Annotated in this window: 18 protein-coding genes and 2 pseudogenes; 17 read left to right on the top strand and 3 right to left on the bottom strand. The window is 36.7% G+C overall.

Annotated features, from left to right (window positions below):
• Positions 1-240 precede the first annotated feature (240 nt).
• A pseudogene (locus tag NSQ61_RS13555) lies at positions 241-336 on the top strand (ABC transporter permease); the annotation flags it as partial.
• A gap of 470 nt (positions 337-806) precedes the next feature.
• Here NSQ61_RS13555 and NSQ61_RS13550 read toward each other — a convergent pair.
• Positions 807-1,634 carry a sugar phosphate isomerase/epimerase family protein gene (locus NSQ61_RS13550; protein WP_130158259.1) on the bottom strand — a complete coding sequence of 276 codons (828 nt, stop codon included), beginning with the start codon at positions 1,632-1,634 and terminating at the stop codon, positions 807-809.
• Between the two features lie 791 nt (positions 1,635-2,425).
• Here NSQ61_RS13550 and NSQ61_RS13545 point away from each other — a divergent pair.
• From NSQ61_RS13545 to NSQ61_RS13515, 7 genes and pseudogenes are all read left to right on the top strand, one after another.
• Positions 2,426-4,024, top strand: coding sequence for a M48 family metallopeptidase (locus tag NSQ61_RS13545; protein WP_339212190.1), 1,599 nt, complete (start codon positions 2,426-2,428; stop codon positions 4,022-4,024).
• Between the two features lie 35 nt (positions 4,025-4,059).
• A complete protein-coding gene (locus NSQ61_RS13540) occupies positions 4,060-4,350 on the top strand; it encodes a hypothetical protein (protein WP_130158054.1) in 291 nt (96 codons plus the stop codon).
• A gap of 712 nt (positions 4,351-5,062) precedes the next feature.
• Positions 5,063-5,233 (top strand): annotated as a pseudogene (locus tag NSQ61_RS13535) (circular bacteriocin, circularin A/uberolysin family); the annotation flags it as partial.
• Between the two features lie 125 nt (positions 5,234-5,358).
• Entirely contained in the window at positions 5,359-7,035 is a 1,677-nt protein-coding gene (locus NSQ61_RS13530; RefSeq protein ID WP_130158053.1) for a hypothetical protein, read from the top strand.
• Entirely contained in the window at positions 7,028-7,753 is a 726-nt protein-coding gene (locus NSQ61_RS13525; RefSeq protein ID WP_117017319.1) for an ABC transporter ATP-binding protein, read from the top strand. Before NSQ61_RS13530 ends, NSQ61_RS13525 begins: the two co-directional genes overlap by 8 nt.
• On the top strand, positions 7,750-8,304 hold the full coding sequence (locus tag NSQ61_RS13520; RefSeq protein ID WP_130158051.1) for a stage II sporulation protein M: 555 nt from the start codon (positions 7,750-7,752) through the stop codon (positions 8,302-8,304). Before NSQ61_RS13525 ends, NSQ61_RS13520 begins: the two co-directional genes overlap by 4 nt.
• An 877-nt stretch (positions 8,305-9,181) precedes the next feature.
• Positions 9,182-9,832: a cupin domain-containing protein gene (locus tag NSQ61_RS13515; protein WP_327863434.1), complete on the top strand. Its 651-nt coding sequence runs from the start codon at positions 9,182-9,184 to the stop codon at positions 9,830-9,832.
• A gap of 439 nt (positions 9,833-10,271) precedes the next feature.
• Here the strand turns inward: NSQ61_RS13515 and NSQ61_RS13510 are convergent, their stop codons facing one another.
• Both NSQ61_RS13510 and NSQ61_RS13505 read right to left on the bottom strand, forming a co-directional pair.
• Positions 10,272-10,412 carry a hypothetical protein gene (locus tag NSQ61_RS13510; RefSeq protein WP_327863433.1) on the bottom strand — a complete coding sequence of 47 codons (141 nt, stop codon included), beginning with the start codon at positions 10,410-10,412 and terminating at the stop codon, positions 10,272-10,274.
• A gap of 229 nt (positions 10,413-10,641) precedes the next feature.
• Positions 10,642-11,406 carry a DeoR/GlpR family DNA-binding transcription regulator gene (locus NSQ61_RS13505; RefSeq protein WP_063387636.1) on the bottom strand — a complete coding sequence of 255 codons (765 nt, stop codon included), beginning with the start codon at positions 11,404-11,406 and terminating at the stop codon, positions 10,642-10,644.
• Positions 11,407-11,717: 311 nt separating this feature from the next.
• On the opposite strand from NSQ61_RS13505, the gene iolA reads away from it, so the two are divergent.
• From iolA to NSQ61_RS13460, 9 genes are all read left to right on the top strand, one after another.
• The gene (gene iolA / locus NSQ61_RS13500; RefSeq protein WP_130158049.1) at positions 11,718-13,181 is read left to right on the top strand and encodes a methylmalonate-semialdehyde dehydrogenase; all 1,464 of its coding nucleotides are present in this window, start codon (positions 11,718-11,720) and stop codon (positions 13,179-13,181) included.
• Between the two features lie 178 nt (positions 13,182-13,359).
• Positions 13,360-14,175, top strand: a complete 816-nt coding sequence (gene iolB / locus NSQ61_RS13495) for a 5-deoxy-glucuronate isomerase (protein WP_094245021.1) — start codon at positions 13,360-13,362, stop codon at positions 14,173-14,175.
• 26 nt (positions 14,176-14,201) lie between these two features.
• Positions 14,202-15,179: a 5-dehydro-2-deoxygluconokinase gene (iolC, locus tag NSQ61_RS13490; RefSeq protein WP_094245022.1), complete on the top strand. Its 978-nt coding sequence runs from the start codon at positions 14,202-14,204 to the stop codon at positions 15,177-15,179.
• 25 nt (positions 15,180-15,204) lie between these two features.
• Entirely contained in the window at positions 15,205-17,115 is a 1,911-nt protein-coding gene (gene iolD, locus NSQ61_RS13485; RefSeq protein WP_066248127.1) for a 3D-(3,5/4)-trihydroxycyclohexane-1,2-dione acylhydrolase (decyclizing), read from the top strand.
• A 15-nt stretch (positions 17,116-17,130) separates the two neighbouring features.
• Positions 17,131-18,024 (top strand): myo-inosose-2 dehydratase, encoded by an 894-nt coding sequence (gene iolE, locus NSQ61_RS13480; protein WP_063387631.1) that lies wholly within the window; start codon positions 17,131-17,133, stop codon positions 18,022-18,024.
• 158 nt (positions 18,025-18,182) lie between these two features.
• Positions 18,183-19,181 carry a Gfo/Idh/MocA family protein gene (locus tag NSQ61_RS13475; RefSeq protein WP_340807315.1) on the top strand — a complete coding sequence of 333 codons (999 nt, stop codon included), beginning with the start codon at positions 18,183-18,185 and terminating at the stop codon, positions 19,179-19,181.
• A gap of 13 nt (positions 19,182-19,194) precedes the next feature.
• Positions 19,195-20,214 carry an inositol 2-dehydrogenase gene (iolG, locus tag NSQ61_RS13470; protein ID WP_066248131.1) on the top strand — a complete coding sequence of 340 codons (1,020 nt, stop codon included), beginning with the start codon at positions 19,195-19,197 and terminating at the stop codon, positions 20,212-20,214.
• A gap of 102 nt (positions 20,215-20,316) precedes the next feature.
• On the top strand, positions 20,317-21,801 hold the full coding sequence (locus tag NSQ61_RS13465) for a sugar ABC transporter ATP-binding protein (RefSeq protein ID WP_340808129.1): 1,485 nt from the start codon (positions 20,317-20,319) through the stop codon (positions 21,799-21,801).
• A complete protein-coding gene (locus tag NSQ61_RS13460) occupies positions 21,801-22,793 on the top strand; it encodes an ABC transporter permease (protein WP_063387628.1) in 993 nt (330 codons plus the stop codon). The genes NSQ61_RS13465 and NSQ61_RS13460 overlap by 1 nt, the downstream gene beginning before the upstream one ends.
• Positions 22,794-22,841: the final 48 nt, after the last annotated feature.

Here is a 22,841-nt window from a genome sequence, read left to right as displayed (position 1 = left end):
TAACTCTTATATACGCTTGTTTTTAGCAATGATAAGGACATCTTTGCTTGCATCTGTCATTTCCCGTTTTAACTTGCGTTCAGTATTGATATTTACTTATGTAAAAAAATAATAGATAGAGCATACACAAAATACCGTGTAGCCTATCTATTAGCATAGTTTAGATAAGAAATTCTGGATATAATTTAGTTTTTTCAGAAAGAAGTTTGTTTAATAGTGATATGGAAGATTACAAAATGCGGCAGTATTTTTGTTGCGCTTGCATCGATTGGGTTTTGGTCGGATGCAAAAACATCGATTATGCCAATGATGTATAACATTGGAAACTACGGCAAAGGCCAAATAATCGGATTGCAGAGAAGCAGCATACTTAAAAATATAGAAATTTGAATCAAATTTCAAAACGTATTGATTCATGTGGCTGCTTAAACGGAGTGAATGACCAAATGGCGCTTTCGACGAAATCCATTGCTTTTAGTTAGCCCGCAAATGCTGTTCATTTGATTCCTATAAACTTGGTATGGAGTCTGTTTGAAAAACAAAAACATTCCCTTCCTGTATAACATTCATTTCTATATTCAGGCATGAGCTTTTGCAAAAAGGGGCAGGTGATAGGACTTTGCACGGCATACAGACCAGTCTATCACCACACCCGCCCCACAGGTTGAATATGATGCCACTGTACAAGGCTTTGATTGTATAAAAACTCAATGATTCACAAGTGATTTCAAAAGGTCTAAACAGGGATTAAAATGTTTTTGAAATCATATCAATCGAAATAAAACGACTTCTGTCAGGAGATTTCTTTATACTTGAACTTTCATTTCATCCCATTGTTTTAGTTGTCTTAAAGATTCTTTATAGTAATTGACCACCACATCTAAATAGTTTCCATGCTTAATCGGCGTAAATGGATTGGGGCCTTCTGCGACCATTTCCATTATAATCGGTCCTTTGAAACCAATTTCATCTAAAGCTTTTATTTGACCTCTAATATCAGAGTGTCCGTTACCTATAGCTTGCCTATTGGAATCAGCGACATGATAAACACCCAGCTTATTCCCTGCGTCCTTGATTGCCTGAATTGGACAAGCCTCCTCAATATTCATATGATATGCATCTAATAATATATAAAGGTTGTCGCTTTTTACTTCATTAATTAATGAAATCGCTTCCTTTGCTGTTAAGATTTGATGGTTCTCATACCGATTGAGTACTTCAAATACAACTTGAAGGCCAACTTCCTCCGCTTTATTTACAATCTCCTTCGTACTAGCTACAAGCAAATCCCAGTCTTTTGTTAAATCTCCGCATCCATGTATTTTCCCAACATCACCATGTAAGCAGATTCTGTTGGCGCCTAAATTTTTCGCCCAACTGATTAGGTCTAAAAAATATTGTAAGGCACTAGCTCGAATATTTTCATCAGAACTGGAAATGTCTACATTTTCAGGTGTTACGGACAATACCTTCAAGTCATATTTTTTTAAAATCGCTGCTAACTCTTCCGGAGATTGTGACAAATCCCCTTGGACTTCCACTCCGTCAACACCAATCTCCTTGGATATTTTACATTTCTCTTCAAAATCTATATCTCCAAACGTCCATAAACAAAGACCATAATCTCTTTTCATATTATTTTCCCTCCGGCAAGTAGTAATTTATACAATTCTATTATTTATAGATTGTATCAAAATCTGAAATATTCTGAATACTATAAGTTATAAGATTTTGAATCTGTTAAGCTTTCACAGATTCAATACTAGTTATTGCAATTTTGTTGAAACGGATCTAGTCCTGTTATCTTAGTTTTACAGTTGGCGGATCAAATATAATAGTAATTTCCGATTCAGAATCTATAACTTTAATTCCTTCTTCCATTCATTGTTTTGCAGCTTCAAACAGGTAAGTCCTCAGCTTGTTCTTTCTTCATTTACAAGATAGTCTAATTCTTCTTATATCAGATTTTCTGCTTCTTCCGGCCTATTATTTCATCTTTCTTTCCAATAGTTAATATTTCCTGTTTTACACGTATTTCCTGTAATAAAATTTACAATTAACCCTATATATGGTAATTGATAAATAAAGGGGCATGCAAAAAAATTGTCGTCTCTTCATCATTTTCTGTAAACAATATCTTTTGCTACACTTGTTTTAATTGCAGGAGAAGTATTTGAACCGGTAGGACTGCAGGTTCTGGTTCCAAATCTAGATCATGATGTGGCTGTTGCTCTTCTTAATCAAGTTGAGCCTTTTTTAATATGGCAGTTTGTTTTATTGTATTTTGGTGTTAAAGCATTATTGAAATCTGAAAGACGGGTTGCTCCTTTACTTATTGTAAGTATTATCTTTGTAGCAAACTTGACATTAAAAACAATTCCATCGATTATGACAAGTTTCCTATAAATTAAGGAGAGTAGTTATTATGAAAAAAAGAATGCTCATATTTTTATTGGTCACGGCGTTTTTTACAGTTTCGGTTATTATGGTTGAGTTAAGTATCCGTTCAGCTGTTTTATCGCCATTTATTCTTCTCGATTCAAAAAAAAATGTAGGAGTCCAGAAGCTTTTAACTGGCTATTCCATCTACCAAGGGGACTATCTTTTAGATATTGAAAATACTGAAGAAGACTCTACCAATCGTCCGCTCGCTTTTCATATTGGACCTATTGATTATCAATTTACCAAAGTCAATACAGAAAACATTATCTTACCTGCTCGAGAAGAGCTGACTGTTATGACGAGAAGAGGGGTTAAACCGTCTTTTAGTAAGGAAGTGACGATTCAGTCTAGTAAGAGGAAATTTTTTTTTAATGAATATATAATACGTGCTGCAAAAAATGATGGATCATTCTCCATCCAATTGAAGACGGAGTTTAGTAAAACTCTTACTTTTTTGATATATGGTTGTTCATTTTTATTGCCTTTTCTTTTGGCATTGTTTATTAACAAGGTTCTTCCATGCCGCAATCTTTTTACATTGTTTGTTCCGTTTATCTTAGCTGGAATCCTTCCATTGATATTAAACTATCATTTTTCGATGGGTTACGCACTACTTTTAACAAAATCATACATTTGGAGCATTTTGTTATGTATCTTTCTCCCGACGTTTTTATCAGTTTCATTGACAACTGCTATATACCAATGGACGATAAAAAGTGATGAGGATATTGAAGGAGAGTCTGAAATGGAGGAATCAGATTTCCTTGAATTTTCAAAAAGGGAAAAAGTTATAATTTTTGTACTCACCATAGGAAGTCTTGCTTACTTTTTCTCATTTTTCCTTTTTCCACTATCCCTATATGTAAAAATTGTGGACAAATGGTATTTATTTGCTGCTTGGTATTTATCGTTAACCCTTATTATAATGCTAGTTTATACTGTAATACATCGTTTCATGGGGAACTATGAAAATGTGGGATTCACCGAGCAATTTTACTCTTTGAAAAAAACGATAGAAGCTGCATGTAGTATAAACGTTAACCTATTTACGAAGAAAGAGTCCGAGAATGAGACGAATGCTTGGGTGTATAGTACTCCTTTTGCATCTAAAAAAAGCATTAACATTTACATGACAGAAGGTTTGATAAAAAAATTTACTTTAGATGAGGTAAAGGCAGTGTTATTTCACGAAATTGGACATATCAAACGAAAGCATGGTCGTTGGATACTGTTTATTACTTTTGGAGTAGCGACGCTTATTAGTTTGCTGATGTTCTTTACTAGAAAAATTATGCTAGGATTTGGATGGGGACAGTATATCCTTATTTTCCCAGTTGGTATAATCGCTTTAATAGGGCTCACAGAATGGCTTCCGAATAAAATTAGTAAAATGTTTGAACACCAAGCAGATGAATTTGCTGTAAGGCAATTGGGGAATAAGGAGTTATATATTCAAACATTAATGAAGTTAGAGCGAATCAGTGAAAAAGAGAATGACGAGTTTGACTTCAAAAGGAAAGAGTGGAAAGAAACTCATCCATCCTTCCAAAAAAGAATTAACTTTATCAAGGACTTGGTATGAACGTGAAAAATATATTTCGACTTAAGGCGTTTGGTATGGCATTTTTGGAAAGAAATCGAGATGTTTTTTTACTTTCACTTTTAATTGTTTTAATAAGTTTTTGTGGACCAATGATTTATTTGCAGTTAACTGATGTAAGAGAAGCAACAGACATGGAACAGGAGGCTGTAGTAATAGTTTCAGAAAACCTCGATGATGAGGAGCTTACGTGGCAGTCTATATTTTTTCATAATTTCATGATTTTATTGCCAGCATGTATTGGTGTGTTTTCATTTGGTTTCGTTTTTTTGGTATATCCTTTTACAAGGATATTTATTAAGTACTAGTAGGGGCTGTCTTTGAAAGTCAAATCGCCATTGAAAATAAAAAATCATAAACACCGATATATTAACGTTTCTAAAGCATTAATGGGGGCGTCAATAAGCCGTAAAAACGACTTATTAAACACCCCCATTCTCTTTTTGATTTGTATTTAAATATACAATTTTTCATGTGTTTTTGGAATCCTAGCAATTATACTTGTTGGGGCATTCGCACTAAAGCCTGCAGTAGTGACTTTTAAGTGATTAAAAAAGCCCTTTTTCCAAAAAAAGAGATATTAAAGATATGTCTTATACTGTTTGTGCTCTATGTATTTTTTCTTCCCTTGGCAGCGTTAATGGAAGGTCTTATACAACAAGGCTTTGAGAAATGGGGCCTTATATGAAAAAAATTTGGCTTATATGGAACAATCGGACACGGTTAACTATTAATAAAATTGTGTACCAGGATGAAAGCATGATAATAGTTAGTAGTTCCTATTTTACAAGTGTTATATGGAATTTAATTTACAATCAACCCTATATATGGTAATCTAGGGGATTGAAGGTATTTGTATAAAATTGCTAATTTAGGAGATAGTATCAATGAAGCAATGTGTAGACCTGAAAAAAAGGATTTCTTGCTAGTCTTTTAACTTTTGCATTAGGTTTAATGGCAGCTCAAGTTACTACTGAAATAGGAACTGTAAATTCATCTTTCGCATGATTAGCTACTAAACTCGGAATTAAACAGGCTACAGCAGGGCTTATTATTGATTTGGTTTCTGGAGGTTCAACTCTTTGGTCGATTGTAGCGGCAGTAGCTGGACTTAGCGGCGCAATTGGAGGTATTACTGCAATTAAAGCCGTTATTCAAAATTCAGGAAGAAAATATGCTATTGCTTGGTAATTAAAGCTGAAAGAGTACAAGCACAAGCTGCGGAAATCCGGCAAAACTTGTATTCGCAGCTAATACTAAAATTAACATGCCCCTTCTTTTTTCTGTTTACCTAGTCAGGAGGTGCCAATTCAATAATGTTTACTAGTAATTCTGTCTTTTCTTTTATAGATAAAATGATCAATATAATAAAATATAACAGAAAATCTGCTCTGCGAAAATTTTTAGCAGACTGGCAGCTGGATAAAATTGATCTTAGAAAGATATATAGATGGATTACACTCATTGTGATTTTTATTATGAGTGCTTTGTTTTTTTTCACAGTATTTTTAACTGGTTATATCATCAAGGATCTAGATGCAAATACATGGTTAAATGCCTTTTTGAGCTTTGTAATATTTCTTGCTTTCTTCAACTCATTAAGTTTCTTTAATAAAAAATCTTCTGTTTTTTATTATGACACGACAAAAATGTTGTCTCAATTAAAAAGTTATAGAGTGTTGCAAGTCATTGCTTCTATTTATGGTGACTCATTGAAAAATACAGTGATAATGTGGTTCGTTTTGTTAATGCCTGTAGTTTTAGGGATACATATAAATTACCCAAGTTTTGAGCTGAAATTTTTGATTTACTATTTTCCGCTATTTAGTCTATTAAGTTTAATAATGACTATGTTTTTTTCATACTTCCGCTTTTTGTTTGCCCATTTTTTTTATATACAATCACTGCGTTTATTAAATCGCTTTTTTCTATTTATAGTCGTTGCGCTCTTATTTTTTTTATTACCCTTCACGATCGCTTCACTGTTATTCAATTCACAAAAATTTGGAATTAAATTAGCAAATATTGTGATAAAATATCAGTCTTTTTTAATGGAACTCGGTCTGCCTAAGGACATATATAATCTGGAATTTCATATACTTTTCATCGTTTTTCTTTTCATGCTATCCATAGCTGGTGTATTCACTTTGATATGGATCAAAACATTAAATCATTTAGATTTAATACCTTATTACCAAATTCGTACCCGTAAAAACTCTATATCTGATAAAGATAAGTTCATAAATACGAATAAATATTTTTTTGTAAAAGACATACTTCATATTAAGCGTGTTAGTTCATGGTTTATTGGGCATATAGGAAAAACTATATTAGGCTTGCTAGTATTTATCGGAATTGCCTTGCCAGTCGTACAACATTTTATTGATTCAACATCACCGTTGTTTTTTTTATCCATTATAACAGTATTTGCTTTTGCCATATTTCAAATTGTTGGCGAATCACTAAAAATGATATTAGCGATTGATACAGAGGCCAAGAATATACACTTGCTTGTTTATACCAAATATACAATGTGGGATATTGTCAAAGAAAAATGGTATATATATTTTATTTTTACATTTCTAGTCACTTTTTTCGTCGTCTTATTATCTTCTGTTTTTATAAATGTAAATATTTTTCTGTATGCTTTATCAATCACTATTATGCTCACCTATGGTGGACTGAGTGGTTTATTTCAAATATTCTCAACAGCGTTATACCCACGGATAAATTGGGAGCATCCCTATGAAATTGGTGAATCCCATAAAGCTAATTTTATAGAAAGCATTTTAAATAATGGTCTAACTTATCTATACACGGTTTTCATAGGAGGATTACTGATCGCAGATCAATTTTTCGGATTAAAATTAAACACTATGGTTGCATGTATTCTTATATTAATTCTCGTTGCTTTTTTCTTTTGCGCTTATGCCATCGTTGCTGCGTATACTAAACAAATTTCAGTCAGGGAGGTTTTCTTAAAAAATGATTAAGGTGAAAAATTTATCTAAAAGATATGATGAAAATATCGTTTTAGATAACCTTAATTTCCAAGTGGATACGGGTTGTATCTATGGGATTGTTGGTACGAATGGTGTTGGGAAAACTACCTTTCTACGTATCCTTGCAGGTTTATCCAAACCAGATAATGGTGAAATATACATTGATAATATGAATCCTGTTGGTAATAAAAGCAATAAAAAAATAAGTTTTGTTCCTGATTCCGCTTCTTTATATGAATATTTAAGCGGGGAAGAATATCTTTTGTTCTTTGCATCTATTTTAGATGTTCCGAAAGAGTTGCGAAAAGATAAAGTTTCTTATTTAATTGACCTCTTCAATTTAACATCAGCAAAAGATGAATTGATTAAGACATATAGCCACGGAATGAAACAAAAGGTATCTATTGCATCAGCATTATTGAACGATCCAGATATATTATTATTAGATGAACCTTTGACAGGAATCGATTTAATCAATTCACATATTATAAGACAGTATATAAAAAAGTTTGTAAAAGCAGATAAAACAGTTATTCTAACGACACATTTACTTGAATTGGCACATTCTCTATGCGATAAAATAGGGATTTTACATAAAGGTAAAATTGTCGAGGAATTTTCAACCAATAAATTAAGTCTCGATTCAATAGAAAAGCGTATTACATCAGTTTACTTAGGTAAAAATTCTGGAGAAATGATGAGCAAATGAATTTTCAGGGAAGGGGTATAAAAGATGTTGTTCGTAAGCTTGTATCTAATAACAAAATATTGTTTGTCATTTCTTTACTTTTATTTTTTGGGGGGATGGCAGGGGGGTATTTGTTTAGAATAGATGCAGTAAGAGGAGACTTAAACTATATACAGGCTTCTGATGTAGAAAACTTACTTTTTAATAATATAAAGGCATCACTAGTTATTGCTTCAGGATTACTTTCTCTTGGTATTTCTACTGTTATATTTTTGATAACTAATGGGTTAATAGTCGGTTCCTCTATTCAGCAGCAATTGGAGCTTGGATTGTCTATTTCAAGTATTTTTGTAAAGCTAATCCCGCATGGAATATTTGAGATACCTGCGATATTAATAAGTGGAATCATTGGATTAAAAGGCGTATCAATTATTATTGAATATTTCCGTACTTCTTTAAGTGCAAAACAGCTAATAAAACAGACGTTATTTGAAATAACCCTATTAACCAGTATAATATTAATTTTCCTTACATTGGCAGCAATAATAGAATGGTATATAACCCCATTATAATATTGGAGGTCATGTCATGAGTGCAAAATTTGCAAATTTTCTATCAACTGCTCTTTTTTTCTTAGCATTGATCGTTATAGTACTAACTAAAAATCTATATTTAGGTTTATTCCCCTTAATTTTGTCTATGTTTATTCTTGCTTGGCAATTAGGAGGAAAGATAAACAATAAAATGTTAAAATTCATTTTTTGGGGCTTTGAATTTCTGTTTCTTTTTATACTCTCATTTTTTTTAATAAATCATCTTCTTACGAGGGGTATATAAATGAATATTATGAATAAACCAAGTATCAAGTTAGTATGGTTTGGAATATTGGTAAATTAGTTATTGTTTAACATTTTATTTTTTACAATTAGGAAGTACTCTTCTCTCAAACAGAATGCTGAATTTATAACCATTGACCAAGGAAGGCTTAGGCAGTATGTGATTTGCTTATCCCAAAAAGTATAGTCTTACATTGGTCAGTTGTGCAACTATTTTCGAATTAAAACAAAGTCATTATTGTTTTCAAAAATGATTTTGACTGAAAAATAACTGGCCAAATCACAAAATAGAGATGACGTTGATATTGAGCTGCCTGATGTTTTTGCAACGATAAAAGTTCAACTATTTCGCTCCGATTAATGTGTACGTCTTCATGACAAAATTCCATCCTGCATATATAGCGAATCGGTCAAGGGGAAAATTGCCTTTGGCTGCGAGAAAGCTCAAGGAAGTTTCGGCATATTACCCTTTCGGAAAAGATTATCCCTAATTTTTTATCGCCCATATTTTAGGTACAGGGAGATCTTTGGCTTTTTTATTTAGGTACTTGCACTACTAATACGTGTCTGCATAGATTATGGTGAAATATTTAAACACAAAGGATGAGTGCACATGGTTGCATATTTGGATTACACATCACCTAAAACGCAATTCACCTTCGATGTCAACAAGAGTAGATCGTTCACAAAGGATAAACACAACTTTATAAATATCTTGGGAATTAAACAGTTAAACACATTAGAAAACATATCTTTATTGGATATTTTTTTAAGCAAAAATAATGTTATAGAACCTCACTATCATCAAAATGCAGCTGAGCTGGTCTATTGTATTTCCGGTGCTGCCACTGTCTCGATGTTGAACCCATTTACAAAACAAATTCATAACTATCCAATTAAGCCGGGGCAGGTGGTAAATATTCCGCAAGCATGGTGGCATTACGAAGTAGCAACCAAGGATAATACACACCTTCTGGCAATATTTGATGCCCCGACTCCTGAGGTGATTTTAGGTTCAGATATCTTAAAGCTTACTCCGTCAAATATCATGGCGCATACTTATTGCCTGAATGAACAGGAATGGAAGAAAACTATAGCTCCTATTCAACCGAACACATTTATCGGCCCACATAAAAACTGTAAACGTAAGAAATATGAAAATGATCAAACTAGCTCGACCCGCCAAAATCCAAATTATATCCATCATTACCATCATTACCCTTATAATTACCCATTCGCATCTTATGGTCCCAGCCTTTTCTAAGGCAGAGCCTTTAAAGGAGGTATTTTTCCTTTGATAGGTTTTGTTTTGAGGATTTACTAAAAATTCCAGTCGTATGATACAGTTCCTGATTATAGAAATCTTATGGCAATTCTCTTTTTTTGTTGAAACCATCTCTTAGATGAGGAAAAGGTGGTTGGAAACATTGCTTCGTAAGCTGTTGGGGTATAATCACCGGAAGAATGTTTCAGGAAGAACTTGCTAAGCAAATATGCGGCGGTGAGCGACATGTGGTGTAGCTCCTCAACTCATGAATTCGTTTCGCAAATATTCTTAAACCCTTGGGCAATCCAGTAAAAGGATTTGTCCAAGGGTTTTATGTTTGCCGAAGGAGGTTTTCATGATTTGCCTTAAAAATCTTTATACATACTTTGCAACAGTTAGTTCCCAAAACGAAAAAAAGGCGGGGGTTTTTGCATAACTAAGTTGATTTTTGATCAAGCGGTGTTGAAGGGAGGGCTTCTTTGTTTGCAAATTGTCCAATTGTAGCCGCAGGTTTAAATCCTTTTTGCCAATTGGTTCGACCAGCAGCTTGAAAATAGAATAATCGAATGGCTTTCACTCTGTTGTGTCCGTTAAAATAAAAACATTTACACTTATCTACTGAATGAATCAATTTCTTCCTGTTCCATAGAATAGCAGGAACGATTTCGAAAATCTATTAAAATATGTCTCCATCGTTAAAGGTGAACAAGCTTGAGGAAATCATGATGAGAACAAGGATTCAGTCACCTCAAAAACAATTTGACAAAAGAAAAAGCTGCTAGCCGCTTGTCAACGATGTTTTATGTTTAATTTTCATTATCAGCAATGACAAGCTGGATATTGTGTTTTTTGGCAAATTCCTGGTATTGCTCGCTCGGAGCAGTGTCCGTAATAATATAATCAACCTCATCAAGACGGCAATAAGTCATTAAAGCGTATTTATCAAATTTATCATGATCTACCAATAAATAAACTTGTTCACTTCTTTTTACAATTGTTTGTTTTATTTCGCTTTCAAGCGGGGAAGAGTTCGTTACGCCATTTGAAATGGAGATGCCGGTTGATGCCATGAAAGCTTTATTAATATTGTAGCTTTGTAATATATCCATATTTTTGAGACTGACGAACGATTTCGTTTTACGTTCAAATACTCCACCTGTTGTCAGAACGTTTAAGTTTGGATAAGGGTACGAATTTATGATAAAGTCCAAATTGTTTGTGATGATCGTAACCTGTTTTGTTTGCAAATATTCCACCATTTCCAATGTTGTTGTTCCCGAATCAATATAAATAATATCGCCGTCCTCAACATATTTTGCGGCTGCTTTGGCAACGGCTTTTTTCTGCTTTTGATTGCGGGTTTGTCTGACCGTAAATGATTCTAATGTTGTATGATTAACAGCAACTCCTCCGTACACCTTTTTGATCGTTCCCCGTTCAACTAATTGTTGAACATCGCGCCGGATGGTGTTTTTTGACACATTGAATTCCTTAACAAGTTCGTCCAACGAAACGGTTTGATGTTCAAAAACATATTTTTCTATTTGTTCTATTCGTTTAGATTTTAACATGTGGATCCCTCTTGCTTTCTTTAGTTTTCACTGGCTAATATTTGAAACAAATTATAAAGTTAACCAAAACTTAACCATCAACGTTAATTATATCTATATTACCCTATAAGTTCAATAATAATGAAGATTTAGCCGATTAGTCGCAGAAATATTTTTAAATTTTTGTTGACTGAAAACGCTTTTAATATTATCATAAAAATCGAGATATAACCAAAATATAACTAATATATAACAATAATATCATCAATTTTTTAAAAAACATACCAACTATTTATGGTCAACTAGTGTTGATGAATTAAGGGGGACAGAAAATGTCTAACGCATTAAAATTAAAAAATTACATTAATGGCGAATGGGTTGAAAGTAAAGCAACAAAATATGAAGATGTTTACAATCCTGCTACAAAAGAAGTAATTGGCCAAGTTCCGCTTTCTACAAAAGAGGAAGTGGATGAAGCTGTAGAAGTTGCCAAAAAAGCTTTTGAGGAATGGAAAAACGTCCCTGTTCCTCGCCGTGCAAGAATTCTATTTAATTTTCAGCAGCTGTTAATAAAGCATAGGGAAGAATTAGCGCGGATCATTACGATTGAAAATGGAAAAAGTTATTCTGAAGCATTAGGAGAAGTTCAGCGCGGAATAGAAAATGTAGAGTTTGCGGCAGGAGCGCCTACTTTAATGATGGGGGATTCCTTATCAACGATTGCGACTGATATTGAGGCGACCAATTACCGCTATCCGATCGGCGTGGTCGGCGGGATTACTCCGTTTAACTTCCCGATGATGGTGCCTTGCTGGATGTTCCCAATGGCAATAGCGCTTGGCAATACTTTTATATTAAAACCATCTGAAAGAACGCCGCTCTTAATCGAAAAATTAGTCAACTTGTTTACAGAAGCGGGTCTTCCAAAAGGTGTATTAAATGTGGTAAATGGAGCGCATGATGTTGTCAATGGAATTTTGGATCATTCGGATATCAAAGCGATTTCGTTCGTTGGCTCCAAGCCGGTTGGCGAATACGTTTATAAACGGGCTAGTGAAAATTTAAAACGTGTTCAGGCGTTGACTGGAGCGAAAAACCATACGATTGTGTTAAAGGATGCCAACTTGGATGATGCTGTTACCAACATTATTTCTTCAGCATTCGGATCAGCAGGAGAACGATGCATGGCATGTTCAGTTGTGACGGTGGAGGAAGAAATTGCTGATCAATTTATCGCCAAGTTAAAAGAAGAAACAGAAAATATTAAAATGGGCAACGGCCTTGATGACGGTGTCTTGCTAGGACCGGTCATCCGAGAAGAAAATAAAAAACGCACGATCCGTTATATTGAAAAGGGTGTTGAAGAAGGCGCAACCTTGGTATGTGACGGACGCAATCGCGCAACTGACGACGGGTTTTTTATCGGACCAACGATTTTTGACCATGTTACAACTGATATGACCATTTGGAAGGACGAAATTTTTGCACCTGTCTTATCGATCATTCGGGTGAAACATTTAAAAGAAGCGATCGAAATTGCAAATAGATCTGAGTTTGCCAACGGCGCATGTATTTTTACAACGAACGCTCAAGCCATTCGCTATTTCCGTGAAAATATTGATGCAGGTATGCTAGGCGTTAACTTAGGAGTGCCGGCTCCAATGGCGTTCTTCCCGTTCTCCGGATGGAAGTCTTCGTTCTTTGGAACATTGCACGCCAACGGAAAAGACAGCGTTGATTTTTATACGCGCAAAAAGGTTGTCACAGCGCGCTATAAAACGCCAAGTTTTGAATAATAGATTGGTAATGTGATAGAAGATTCATCCTTCAGGCTCATTATTCAGCTTCATGAGCCTGAAAATGAATCGGAAAAGAGAGCGCGACGGCTTTGTCAAAAGCTTTAAGAAAACAATTGTTTTTTCGGTTTTTTTCCTTTAAGAAAAAGAAAATCGCCGCCATGTGAGGGAGGTATATATGAGTCATTTGCTGCGAAAACCGAACAAGAAAGAAATCGAAAAGGGAGTAATGGTTGTTCATGAAGTAACATCAGAAAACTCTCCTTTGGAATATGTGGGATTTAAAGTCATCGATTTAGATCCGAACGCAAAATATTCGGAATTATTAGGAAACCAAGAATGCTGCATCGTCGCCTTAACGGGAAAAATTAATGTTTCAGTCGGTGATGAAAATTTCGAAAATTTAGGCACGCGGGAAAGTGTTTTTGAAAAGATCCCGACGGACAGCGTATATGTTTCCAATCAGCGCCATTTTGAGGTTGAAGGAGTAACAAAAGCGCGCGTTGCCTTATGCTATTCCCCGTCTGAACGTCAGCTGCCTACGAAATGGATTAAAGCAGAAAATGTAGGAATCGAGCATAGGGGGATACTTAACAATAAACGTTTTGTCCACAATATTTTGCCTGATTCAGATCCAAGTGCGAATAGTCTTTTAGTGGTGGAAGTGTTTACGGAAAGCGGCAATTGGTCAAGCTATCCTCCGCATAAGCATGACCGTGATAACTTGCCAAATGAGTCGCTATTGGAAGAGACCTATTATCATGAAATGGATCCGCCTCAAGGATTCGTTTTTCAGCGAGTTTATACGGACGATCGTTCACTAGATGAAACGATGACAGTTGAAAACGGCGATGTTGTCATCGTGCCGAAAGGATATCATCCGGTCGGCGTACCAGACGGTTATACCTCTTATTATTTAAATGTTATGGCAGGCCCGAAACGGATTTGGAAATTTTACAATGACCCTGATCATGAATGGATATTGAAACGTTAAAAAATACAAGGAGCTGTTTATCAAAGATGAGATATGATTTCAATACTGACAGAGAATTTGACATCATTGCAATTGGCCGTGCATGCATTGATTTAAACGCTGTGGAATACAACCGTCCGATGGAAGAAACGATGACTTTTACAAAATATGTTGGAGGCTCTCCGGCTAATATTGCCATTGGCTGTTCAAAATTAGGGCTGAAGGCTGGATTCATCGGAAAAATTTCAGACGATCAGCATGGCCGTTTTATTGAGCAGTATATGCGCAATGTTGGGGTTGACACATCCCATATGGTCGTTGATCAGGAGGGGCATAAAGCCGGATTGACTTTTACAGAAATTAAAAGTCCGGAAGACTGCAGCATCTTAATGTATCGTGAAAATGTAGCAGACCTCTATTTGAAACCGTCCGAGGTAGATGAGGAATATATCAAAAGATCCAAAATTTTGCTTGTTTCCGGTACGGCGCTATCTAAAAGCCCTTCGAGAGAAGCTGTTTTGAAAGCGATCTCTCTGGCGAAAAAACATGATGTGAAAGTCATATTTGAATTGGATTATCGCCCGTACACTTGGATATCTACTGATGAAACTTCTGTTTATTATTCATTGGTGGCGGAAAAGGCAGACGTTGTGATCGGCACCCGCGACGAATACGATATCATGGAAGGAACAAAAGACGGGAAAAACGAGGAGACCGTTCGCTATTTATTTCAGCATTCGCCCGACCTGATTATCATTAAGCATGGCGTTGAAGGCTCTTATGCGTATGCGAAATCAGGTGAAACATTTCAAGCGAATGCTTATCGGACAAAAGTATTAAAAACGTTCGGTGCAGGGGATGCATACGCTTCAGCCTTCTTGTATGCGCTAATTACAGGCAAGGACATTGAGACGGCTTTAAAATACGGGAGCGCCTCAGCAGCTATTGTCGTCAGCAGACACAGCTCTTCTGATGCAATGCCGAAAGCAGAAGAAATCGAACAACTCATTGCCGAAAGATCATAATTGAATACGATCAGGGGTGAAAAAGATGGGAACTATCCGGTTGACAACAGCTCAAGCTTTAATCAAATTTTTGAACCAACAATACATTCACGTTGACGGTAAAGAATTTCCCTTTGTGGAAGGAATCTTCAATGTGTTCGGACATGGCAATGTTTTAGGAATTGGCCAGGCGCTTGAGCAAGATCCCGGCCATTTAAAAGTAATTCAAGGGAAAAATGAACAAGGAATGGCGCATGCAGCCATTGCTTACAGCAAACAAATGCTTCGGCAAAAAATATTTGCCGTCACCACGTCGGTTGGACCGGGGTCGGCCAACTTGGTCGCGGCAGCGGGTACAGCTCTTTCCAATAATATTCCCGTCCTTCTGCTCCCTGCAGATACCTTTGCAACCCGCCAGCCTGATCCTGTTTTGCAGCAAGTGGAACATGAATATAGTACGGCGGTGACAACCAATGATGCGCTCAAGCCCGTATCAAGATATTGGGATCGGATCACACGCCCTGAACAGTTGATGTCAAGTTTAATCAGAGCTTTTGAAGTGATGACAGATCCGGCCAAAGCGGGTCCTGCGACCATCTGCATTTCGCAAGATGCCGAAGGGGAAGCGTTTGATTTTGATGAGAAATTTTTTGAAAAACGGGTGCACTATCTTGACCGCAAATTGCCGACCGATCGAGAGCTAAAGGGAGCTGCAGAATTAATAAAATCAAGCAAAAAACCACTTATCATTGTGGGCGGCGGTGCAAAATATTCCCAAGCGAGGGATATTTTAATCAAGCTTTCCGAGAAGCACGATATTCCGCTTGTCGAAACGCAAGCCGGAAAATCGACAGTCGAATCAACATTTAAAAATAATTTGGGCGGAATCGGAGTAACCGGAACATTAGCTGCCAATAAAGCGGCTAAAGAAGCGGATTTGATTATTGGAGTGGGAACAAGATATACAGATTTTACGACTTCGTCGAAAACAGCGTTCAATTTTGAACAGGCAAAGTTTTTGAACATTAATGTCAGCCGTTTGCAGGCCTATAAAATGGATGGTTTTCAAGTAGTCGCAGACGCCAAAACAACTTTGGAGCTGTTATTCCCGCTGTTGGACGGGTATAAAAGCGAATTCGGAGATCAAATTGTCGAATTAAAAGAGGAGTGGCTGAGAGAGCGCGACCGTTTAAGCAAGATAGTGTTTGACAGGGAAAACTTTACACCGGAAATAAAAGATCAGTTTTCCCAAGAAGTGCTGAATGAATATGCAGATGCGTTAAATACAGAATTGGCGCAGACCACTGCATTATTGGCGATTAATGAAGCGGTTTCGCCTGACAGTATCATCATCGGTTCAGCTGGTTCATTGCCTGGAGATCTTCAACGCTTATGGCATTCAACAGAACCTAACACATACCATATGGAATACGGGTATTCGTGTATGGGATATGAAGTGTCGGGTGCTTTAGGAATCAAGCTTGCGCAGCCTGACAAAGAAGTTTATGCCATGGTGGGCGACGGCAGCTTCCTCATGCTGCATTCTGAATTGGTTACAGCCATTCAATATAATCATAAAATTAATATTTTGCTGTTTGACAACTCAGGATTTGGCTGTATTAGCAACCTGCAAATGGGCAATGGAATGGGAAGCTATTATTGCGAATTCCGAACACATGACAATCAAATCATGAACATTGATTATGCAAAAGTGGCTGAAGGCTACGGAGCCAAAACTTACCGTGCCAATACAGTCGAAGAATTGAAAGCAGCATTAGAAGATGCCAAGAAACAAAATGTATCTACTTTAATAGAAATGAAAGTGCTTCCAAAGACCATGACAAATGGCTATGAAAGCTGGTGGCATGTCGGGGTTGCGGAAGTCTCTGAAAAGGAAAGTGTGCAAAAAGCATTTAAAGAAAAACAAGAAAATTTAAAAACTGCCAAACAATATTAAAGAAGGAGACAAACAATGGGAGAGCAAGACATCTTATGGGGAATTTCGCCGATCGGCTGGAGAAATGATGATATACCGGAAATCGGAGCTGAAAATACGTTGCAGCACCTTTTAAGCGACATTGTTGTCGCAGGTTTTGAAGGCACCGAAGTTGGCGGCTTTTTCCCTGAGCCGAAAGTGTTAAACAAGGAATTGAAGCTGCGAAACTTAAAAATAGCAGGACGGTGGTTTAGCAGTTTTATTATCCGCGACGGCATAGAAGAAGCTAAACGGGCTTTCCATCAGCATTGTCAATACTTGTATGAAGTTCATGCAGATGTGGCAGTAGTTTCTGAGCAGACTTACAGCATTCAAGGTACCGATAAAAATGTTTTTTCCGAAAAGCCGCACTTTACAGATGCCGAGTGGACCCAATTGTGCGAAGGCCTGAACGAACTGGGAAAAATCGCTGTGCAGTACGGTTTGAAATTAGTTTATCACCATCATATGGGAACGGGGGTTCAAACCCTTCCGGAGATTGATCGGTTAATGGAAAACACTGATGCAAACTACGTGCACCTGCTCTATGACACAGGCCACATCTATGTTTCCGATGAAGATTGCCAGCAGCTATTAAACAAGCATATTGACCGCATAAAACACGTGCACTTTAAAGATGTAAGAAAAAAGATAATGGAGGAGTGCAAAAAAGAAGGAAAATCATTCATGAATTCCTTCTTAAGCGGAATCTTTACGGTACCAGGGGACGGCTGCATTGATTTTACCGTACTTTATCAAAAACTATTGGACCATCAATACAAAGGATGGATTATCGTTGAAGCCGAACAAGATCCGTCAATAGCCCATCCATTGGAATACGCTTTAATTGCTCGTAAGTATATAAATGAAAAATTATTAAACAACTCTTAAGCAGGGCATGGAGGATGAAACAAACAACAGTTTCGCTCTTTTAAAAAAATGTCACCCGTTAATCGAAACAATCGATTCGTAACTTTGATTGTAATGGGATGCTGGGCGGTCATGATTTTACCTTTGCCGTTCAGAAAATTTTGTGAAAGGTGATCAAAATGGAAAAAGTAAAGTGGGGAATTATGAGTGCAGCTAATATTGCTTACGAGCAGCTTCTTCCTGCCCTGAGACAATCCTCTCGTTCCGAAGTTGTAGCGATTGCGAGCAGAAGCAAAGAAAAAGTCGCCCGATTCAATATTCCAAAGGTTTATAGTGATTACGATCAATTGTTAGAAGATGAATCGATTGATGTAGTTTATATTCCTCTTCCAAATGCCCTGCACGCCGAATGGACAATAAAAGCTGCACAGAAGGGAAAGCATATTTTAGTAGAAAAGCCTGCAGCTGTTAGTACGAAAGAATTATTGAAGGTTCAGGAAGCTGTAGAGCAAAACAACGTAATTTTTATGGAAGCCTTTATGTATCAATTCCATAAACAACATGCACGTGTAAAGGATTTATTGGCTTCGGGGATGATCGGAAGCATATTGCATGTAAAATCACATTTTTCTTGGAGTTTGCAAGACCGGGATGATATTCGTTTAAACCCCGCATTAGGCGGAGGAGCTATGTGGGATGTCGGGTGTTACGGAGTTCATGCGATGAGCCAGATCATCGGAATAAAACCAGAGAAAGTTGTTATGTTGGGGGAAGTTGACCCTGAACATAAAGTGGATATGTTATCAACTTGTATTTTTGTAGATGAGTTTGGAAGAACAGCCGAAATTACCGCCAGCATGAAGCTGCCATTTATTAATCGGTATGAAATTATAGGAGAGCGCGGAACCATTTTAGTAGATTCCTCTTTTCGGCCTGATGTGTCATCAGATCAAAAGGGCAAAGTAATTGTAAAAGATGACAATAACGAAATAATACTGTTTGAAACATATAAAGATAATCAGTATTTCAATCAAGTGGAGCATGTAAATGATTGCATTATCAACGGAAAACAACCAGTTTATGGAATCCGAAATTCTATTCAAGTTATTCATTATATAGAAAAAGGTTATGAATCTTTGCGCAATCAATCCGTAGTAGCAAGTCTAAATAAATTTTAGGAAGGTAATGAAAATGAACAGAAAAATTCGCTGTGCAGTGATCGGGCTGGGACGTCTTGGATATTGGCATGCCGTAAACGTTAAGACAAAAATCCAATCCGCTGAACTAGTATACATTTGTGATAGAAATGAAGAGCTTGCCAAAAAAGTTTCCATAGAATTAGATGTTCCTAACTTCACTACAAATCCAAGTGATATTTTTTCAAATGATCGGATTGAGGCTGTTATCATTGCTTCTCCTACGAGTACGCATTTTGAACTGTTGAAGGAAGCAGCTTTTAGCAATAAAGCAGTTTTTGTTGAAAAACCGCTTGTCAGCAATTTAGACGAAGCGAAAGAAATTTTTGAAATAATGAAGCGGCATAACACAATTTGTCAGGTCGGCTTTATGAGACGGTTCGATCCAGCGTACGCTGAAGCCAAAAAAAGAATTTTAAGAGGAGATATCGGAAAACCAATTTATTTTCGGGGAATTTCCCGAGATCCAGCATCGCCTCCTGAAGAATTTATAAAAAATAGCGGCGGTATATTTATTGATATGGCCATTCATGATTTTGACATTGCAAGGTATTTAATGGAATCAGACGTTGAAGCAGTATCAGCTCACGGCAAAGTTTTAAAATATCCGTTTATGTCCAAATATCAAGATGTGGATCAATCTCTCTGTTATTTAGAATTTGAATCGGGAGCCGTTGGTGACGTTGAATCCAGCAGAAATGCCCATTATGGCTATGATATACGTGCGGAAGTAATAGGTACGGAAGGAACTATTTTTATTGGCGGCTTGCGTCAACATAACATTCAAGTTTTGACCAGTTCTGGCGCAGTTCATGATATTGTTCAAGATTTTCCGACTAGATTTAAAGACGCCTATTATCTCGAGCTGGAAGACTTTTTCAATGCTTTACTAGAGGGGTATCAACCTAAAGTAACTGTTGAAGATGGAGTAAAAGCTCAAGAAATTGCTGTTGCGGCACAAGAATCGTTTTTTAAGCAAGAAAAAGTTTCCTTGAAAACATCTAAAATATTATGATTTTGTCTTCAGAATAGCTGTTGATTCTCTTAATAGATTAGTTCCTATACGCAGAGAAAGGAGGAAAAAACATTGGCTAGTGCTGAAGGAAGCTTACTGGTGATGAAGGGCATTAAAAAAAGCTTTTCAAATAATCATGTTTTGAAGGGCATTGATTTTGAAGTGAAACCTGGGGAAGTTCATGTGCTGTTAGGCGAAAATGGGGCTGGTAAATCAACGTTGATTAAAATTTTGACGGGAGCTTATCAAAAAGATGAAGGAGAAATTTATTGGGAAGGCCAGCCGGTTCAAATCAGCTCACCTTTGGATGCCATGCAGCTTGGAATAGCAACGATATACCAAGAACTAAACGTGATTCCAGAGCTGAAAGTCTATGAAAATATATTTTTAGGCCGGGAAATTAAAGGGAATGGAAAATTTTCATTTATCAACCACAAACAAATGAAAGAAAGCGCGAAGCAATTTTTGCAGATGCTTGGACAAGATCCAGCTATTGCAGAGCAGCCGCTCGGTTACTTAGGAATAGGTCAGCAGCAGCTAGTTGAAATTGCGAAAGCTCTTACTTTAGATGCGAAATTAATTATCATGGACGAACCAACAGCGAGTTTGAGCCAGTCGGAGGTAGAACAGTTATATAAAACGGTCGAACAATTAAAAGAAAAAGGAATTGCTATCATATTTATTTCTCATAGACTTGAAGAAATTAAACGAATTGGCGATCGAATCACTATTTTAAGAGACGGCTTTAAAATCGATACACTTCCAGTAAAGACAACGAGCACGGATCATTGGATTGAATTGATGGTAGGTAGAACTCTTGAAGAAAAATATCCAAAACAAACCTTTACGTTAGGGGAAGAAGGCTTTCGAGTCGAAGATTTAAAAGTTAGCGGCTTTAAAGAACCTGTCAGCTTTAGTATTCGCCGCGGCGAAATTGTCGGTATTTCCGGGCTTGTTGGTGCCGGCAGAACGGAGCTGGCAAGAGCCATTTTTGGTGCAGATAAAAAGGAAAAAGGGAAGATCTATGTTGACGGAAAATTAGTCGACATTAAATCACCTAGGGACGCCATCTCTGCCGGAATAGCCTTTATTACAGAGGATAGAAAAAGTGAAGGTTTGCTGCTGGATCAACCGTTATACATGAACATTGTCCTTGCTAATATGGATAACTTTAGAAAAAAGAGCAAATTAATAGATTTGAAAAAAATCAAGCAGGGAGCCATGGGCTATGTAAAAGAATTGAAAATCCGCCCGGGAAATATTGAACTGAATGCAAGAAAGCTGAGCGGAGGAAACCAGCAAAAAGTCGTTATAGCCAAATGGCTTTGTACAAAAGCGAAAGTCTTTATATTTGATGAACCGACACGTGGTATCGACGTTGGCGCTAAAGTGGAAGTATATCGGTTGATGAATCAATTAGTTGAAAATGGAGCCATCGTTTTAATGATTTCATCTGATTTGCCGGAAATTTTGGGAATGTGCGATCGCGTACTGGTGATGTCTGAAGGAAAAATAACAGCAGACTTTCCTATAAATGAAGCTTCGCAAGAGAAGATTATGAAAGCGGCTACAGGAGGGAGTAATTGATGAGAGAGTTAGCGGTGAACAGCTCGGAAACGAATGTTGAAAAGAAATCTGTCAAGCATTACCTTAGTAAGTTTGGCGCTCTGATCGGGCTTATCATTTTATGTACAGTTCTCACGATTCTATCGGATAAGTTTTTAACCATCAACAACATCATGAATATCGCCAGACAGTCATCCATTAATGCATTGTTGGCTTTAGGGATGCTCTTACCGATTTTGACTGCAGGTATCGACTTATCGGTCGGATCCATTTTAGCTATTTCAATCATGTTAATGGGGATTGTTTCCGTTAATATGGGCATGCATCCCATTTTAGGAATTCTTGTTTGCTTATTAGTAGGATGTTTTTTTGGGTGGCTAAACGGAATATTGCTGACAAAGCTTAAATTGCCTCATCCGTTTATTTCTACTCTTGGAACAATGAACATAGCACGTGGTTTAGCGCTGATTGTAACAGCAGCTGCACCTATTGCCGGATTTCCGTATTTAATTCAATTTTTGGGGAGAGAATTTGTCGGTCCAATTCCTGTGAGCTTTTTGCTAGTTATCGTGATGTATATCATTTTCCATATATTTTTAACTAGAACAAAAACCGGAAGATATATTTATGCAATTGGAGGAAATAAAGAAGCAGCTCATTTATCCGGAATCAATGTTGATCGTGTTCTTGTCATTGTTTATACGATCAGTGGTTTTATGGCATCGCTAGCAGGATTAGTTATGGTAGGAAGAGTAAATTCTGCCTTCCCGCTAGCAGGTTTATCATATGAATTGGATGCCATTGCAGCGGTAATTATTGGCGGAGCAAGCTTTTTTGGTGGAGTTGGAACAGTTTGGGGAACTCTGATAGGAGCTTTAATTATTGCTGTGTTGAGAAATGGCCTTAACTTATTGAATGTTTCAGCAGATTTTCAAATGGCAGTCATAGGATTTGTTATTATAGCGGCTGTTTATGTAGATGTGATTAGACAGAGAAAAAGCAAGAAAGACTAACTTTTTCAAAAATAGTGTTAACTCAACTTTCTCACAGTAAATTGGATT

The sequence above is a fragment of the Aeribacillus sp. FSL K6-1121 genome (genome assembly GCF_038003725.1).
Classification (GTDB): Bacteria; Bacillota; Bacilli; order Bacillales; family Aeribacillaceae; genus Aeribacillus; species Aeribacillus composti.
Note: the sequence above shows the minus strand (reverse complement) of the source record. Positions and strands in the feature narration are given on the sequence as shown.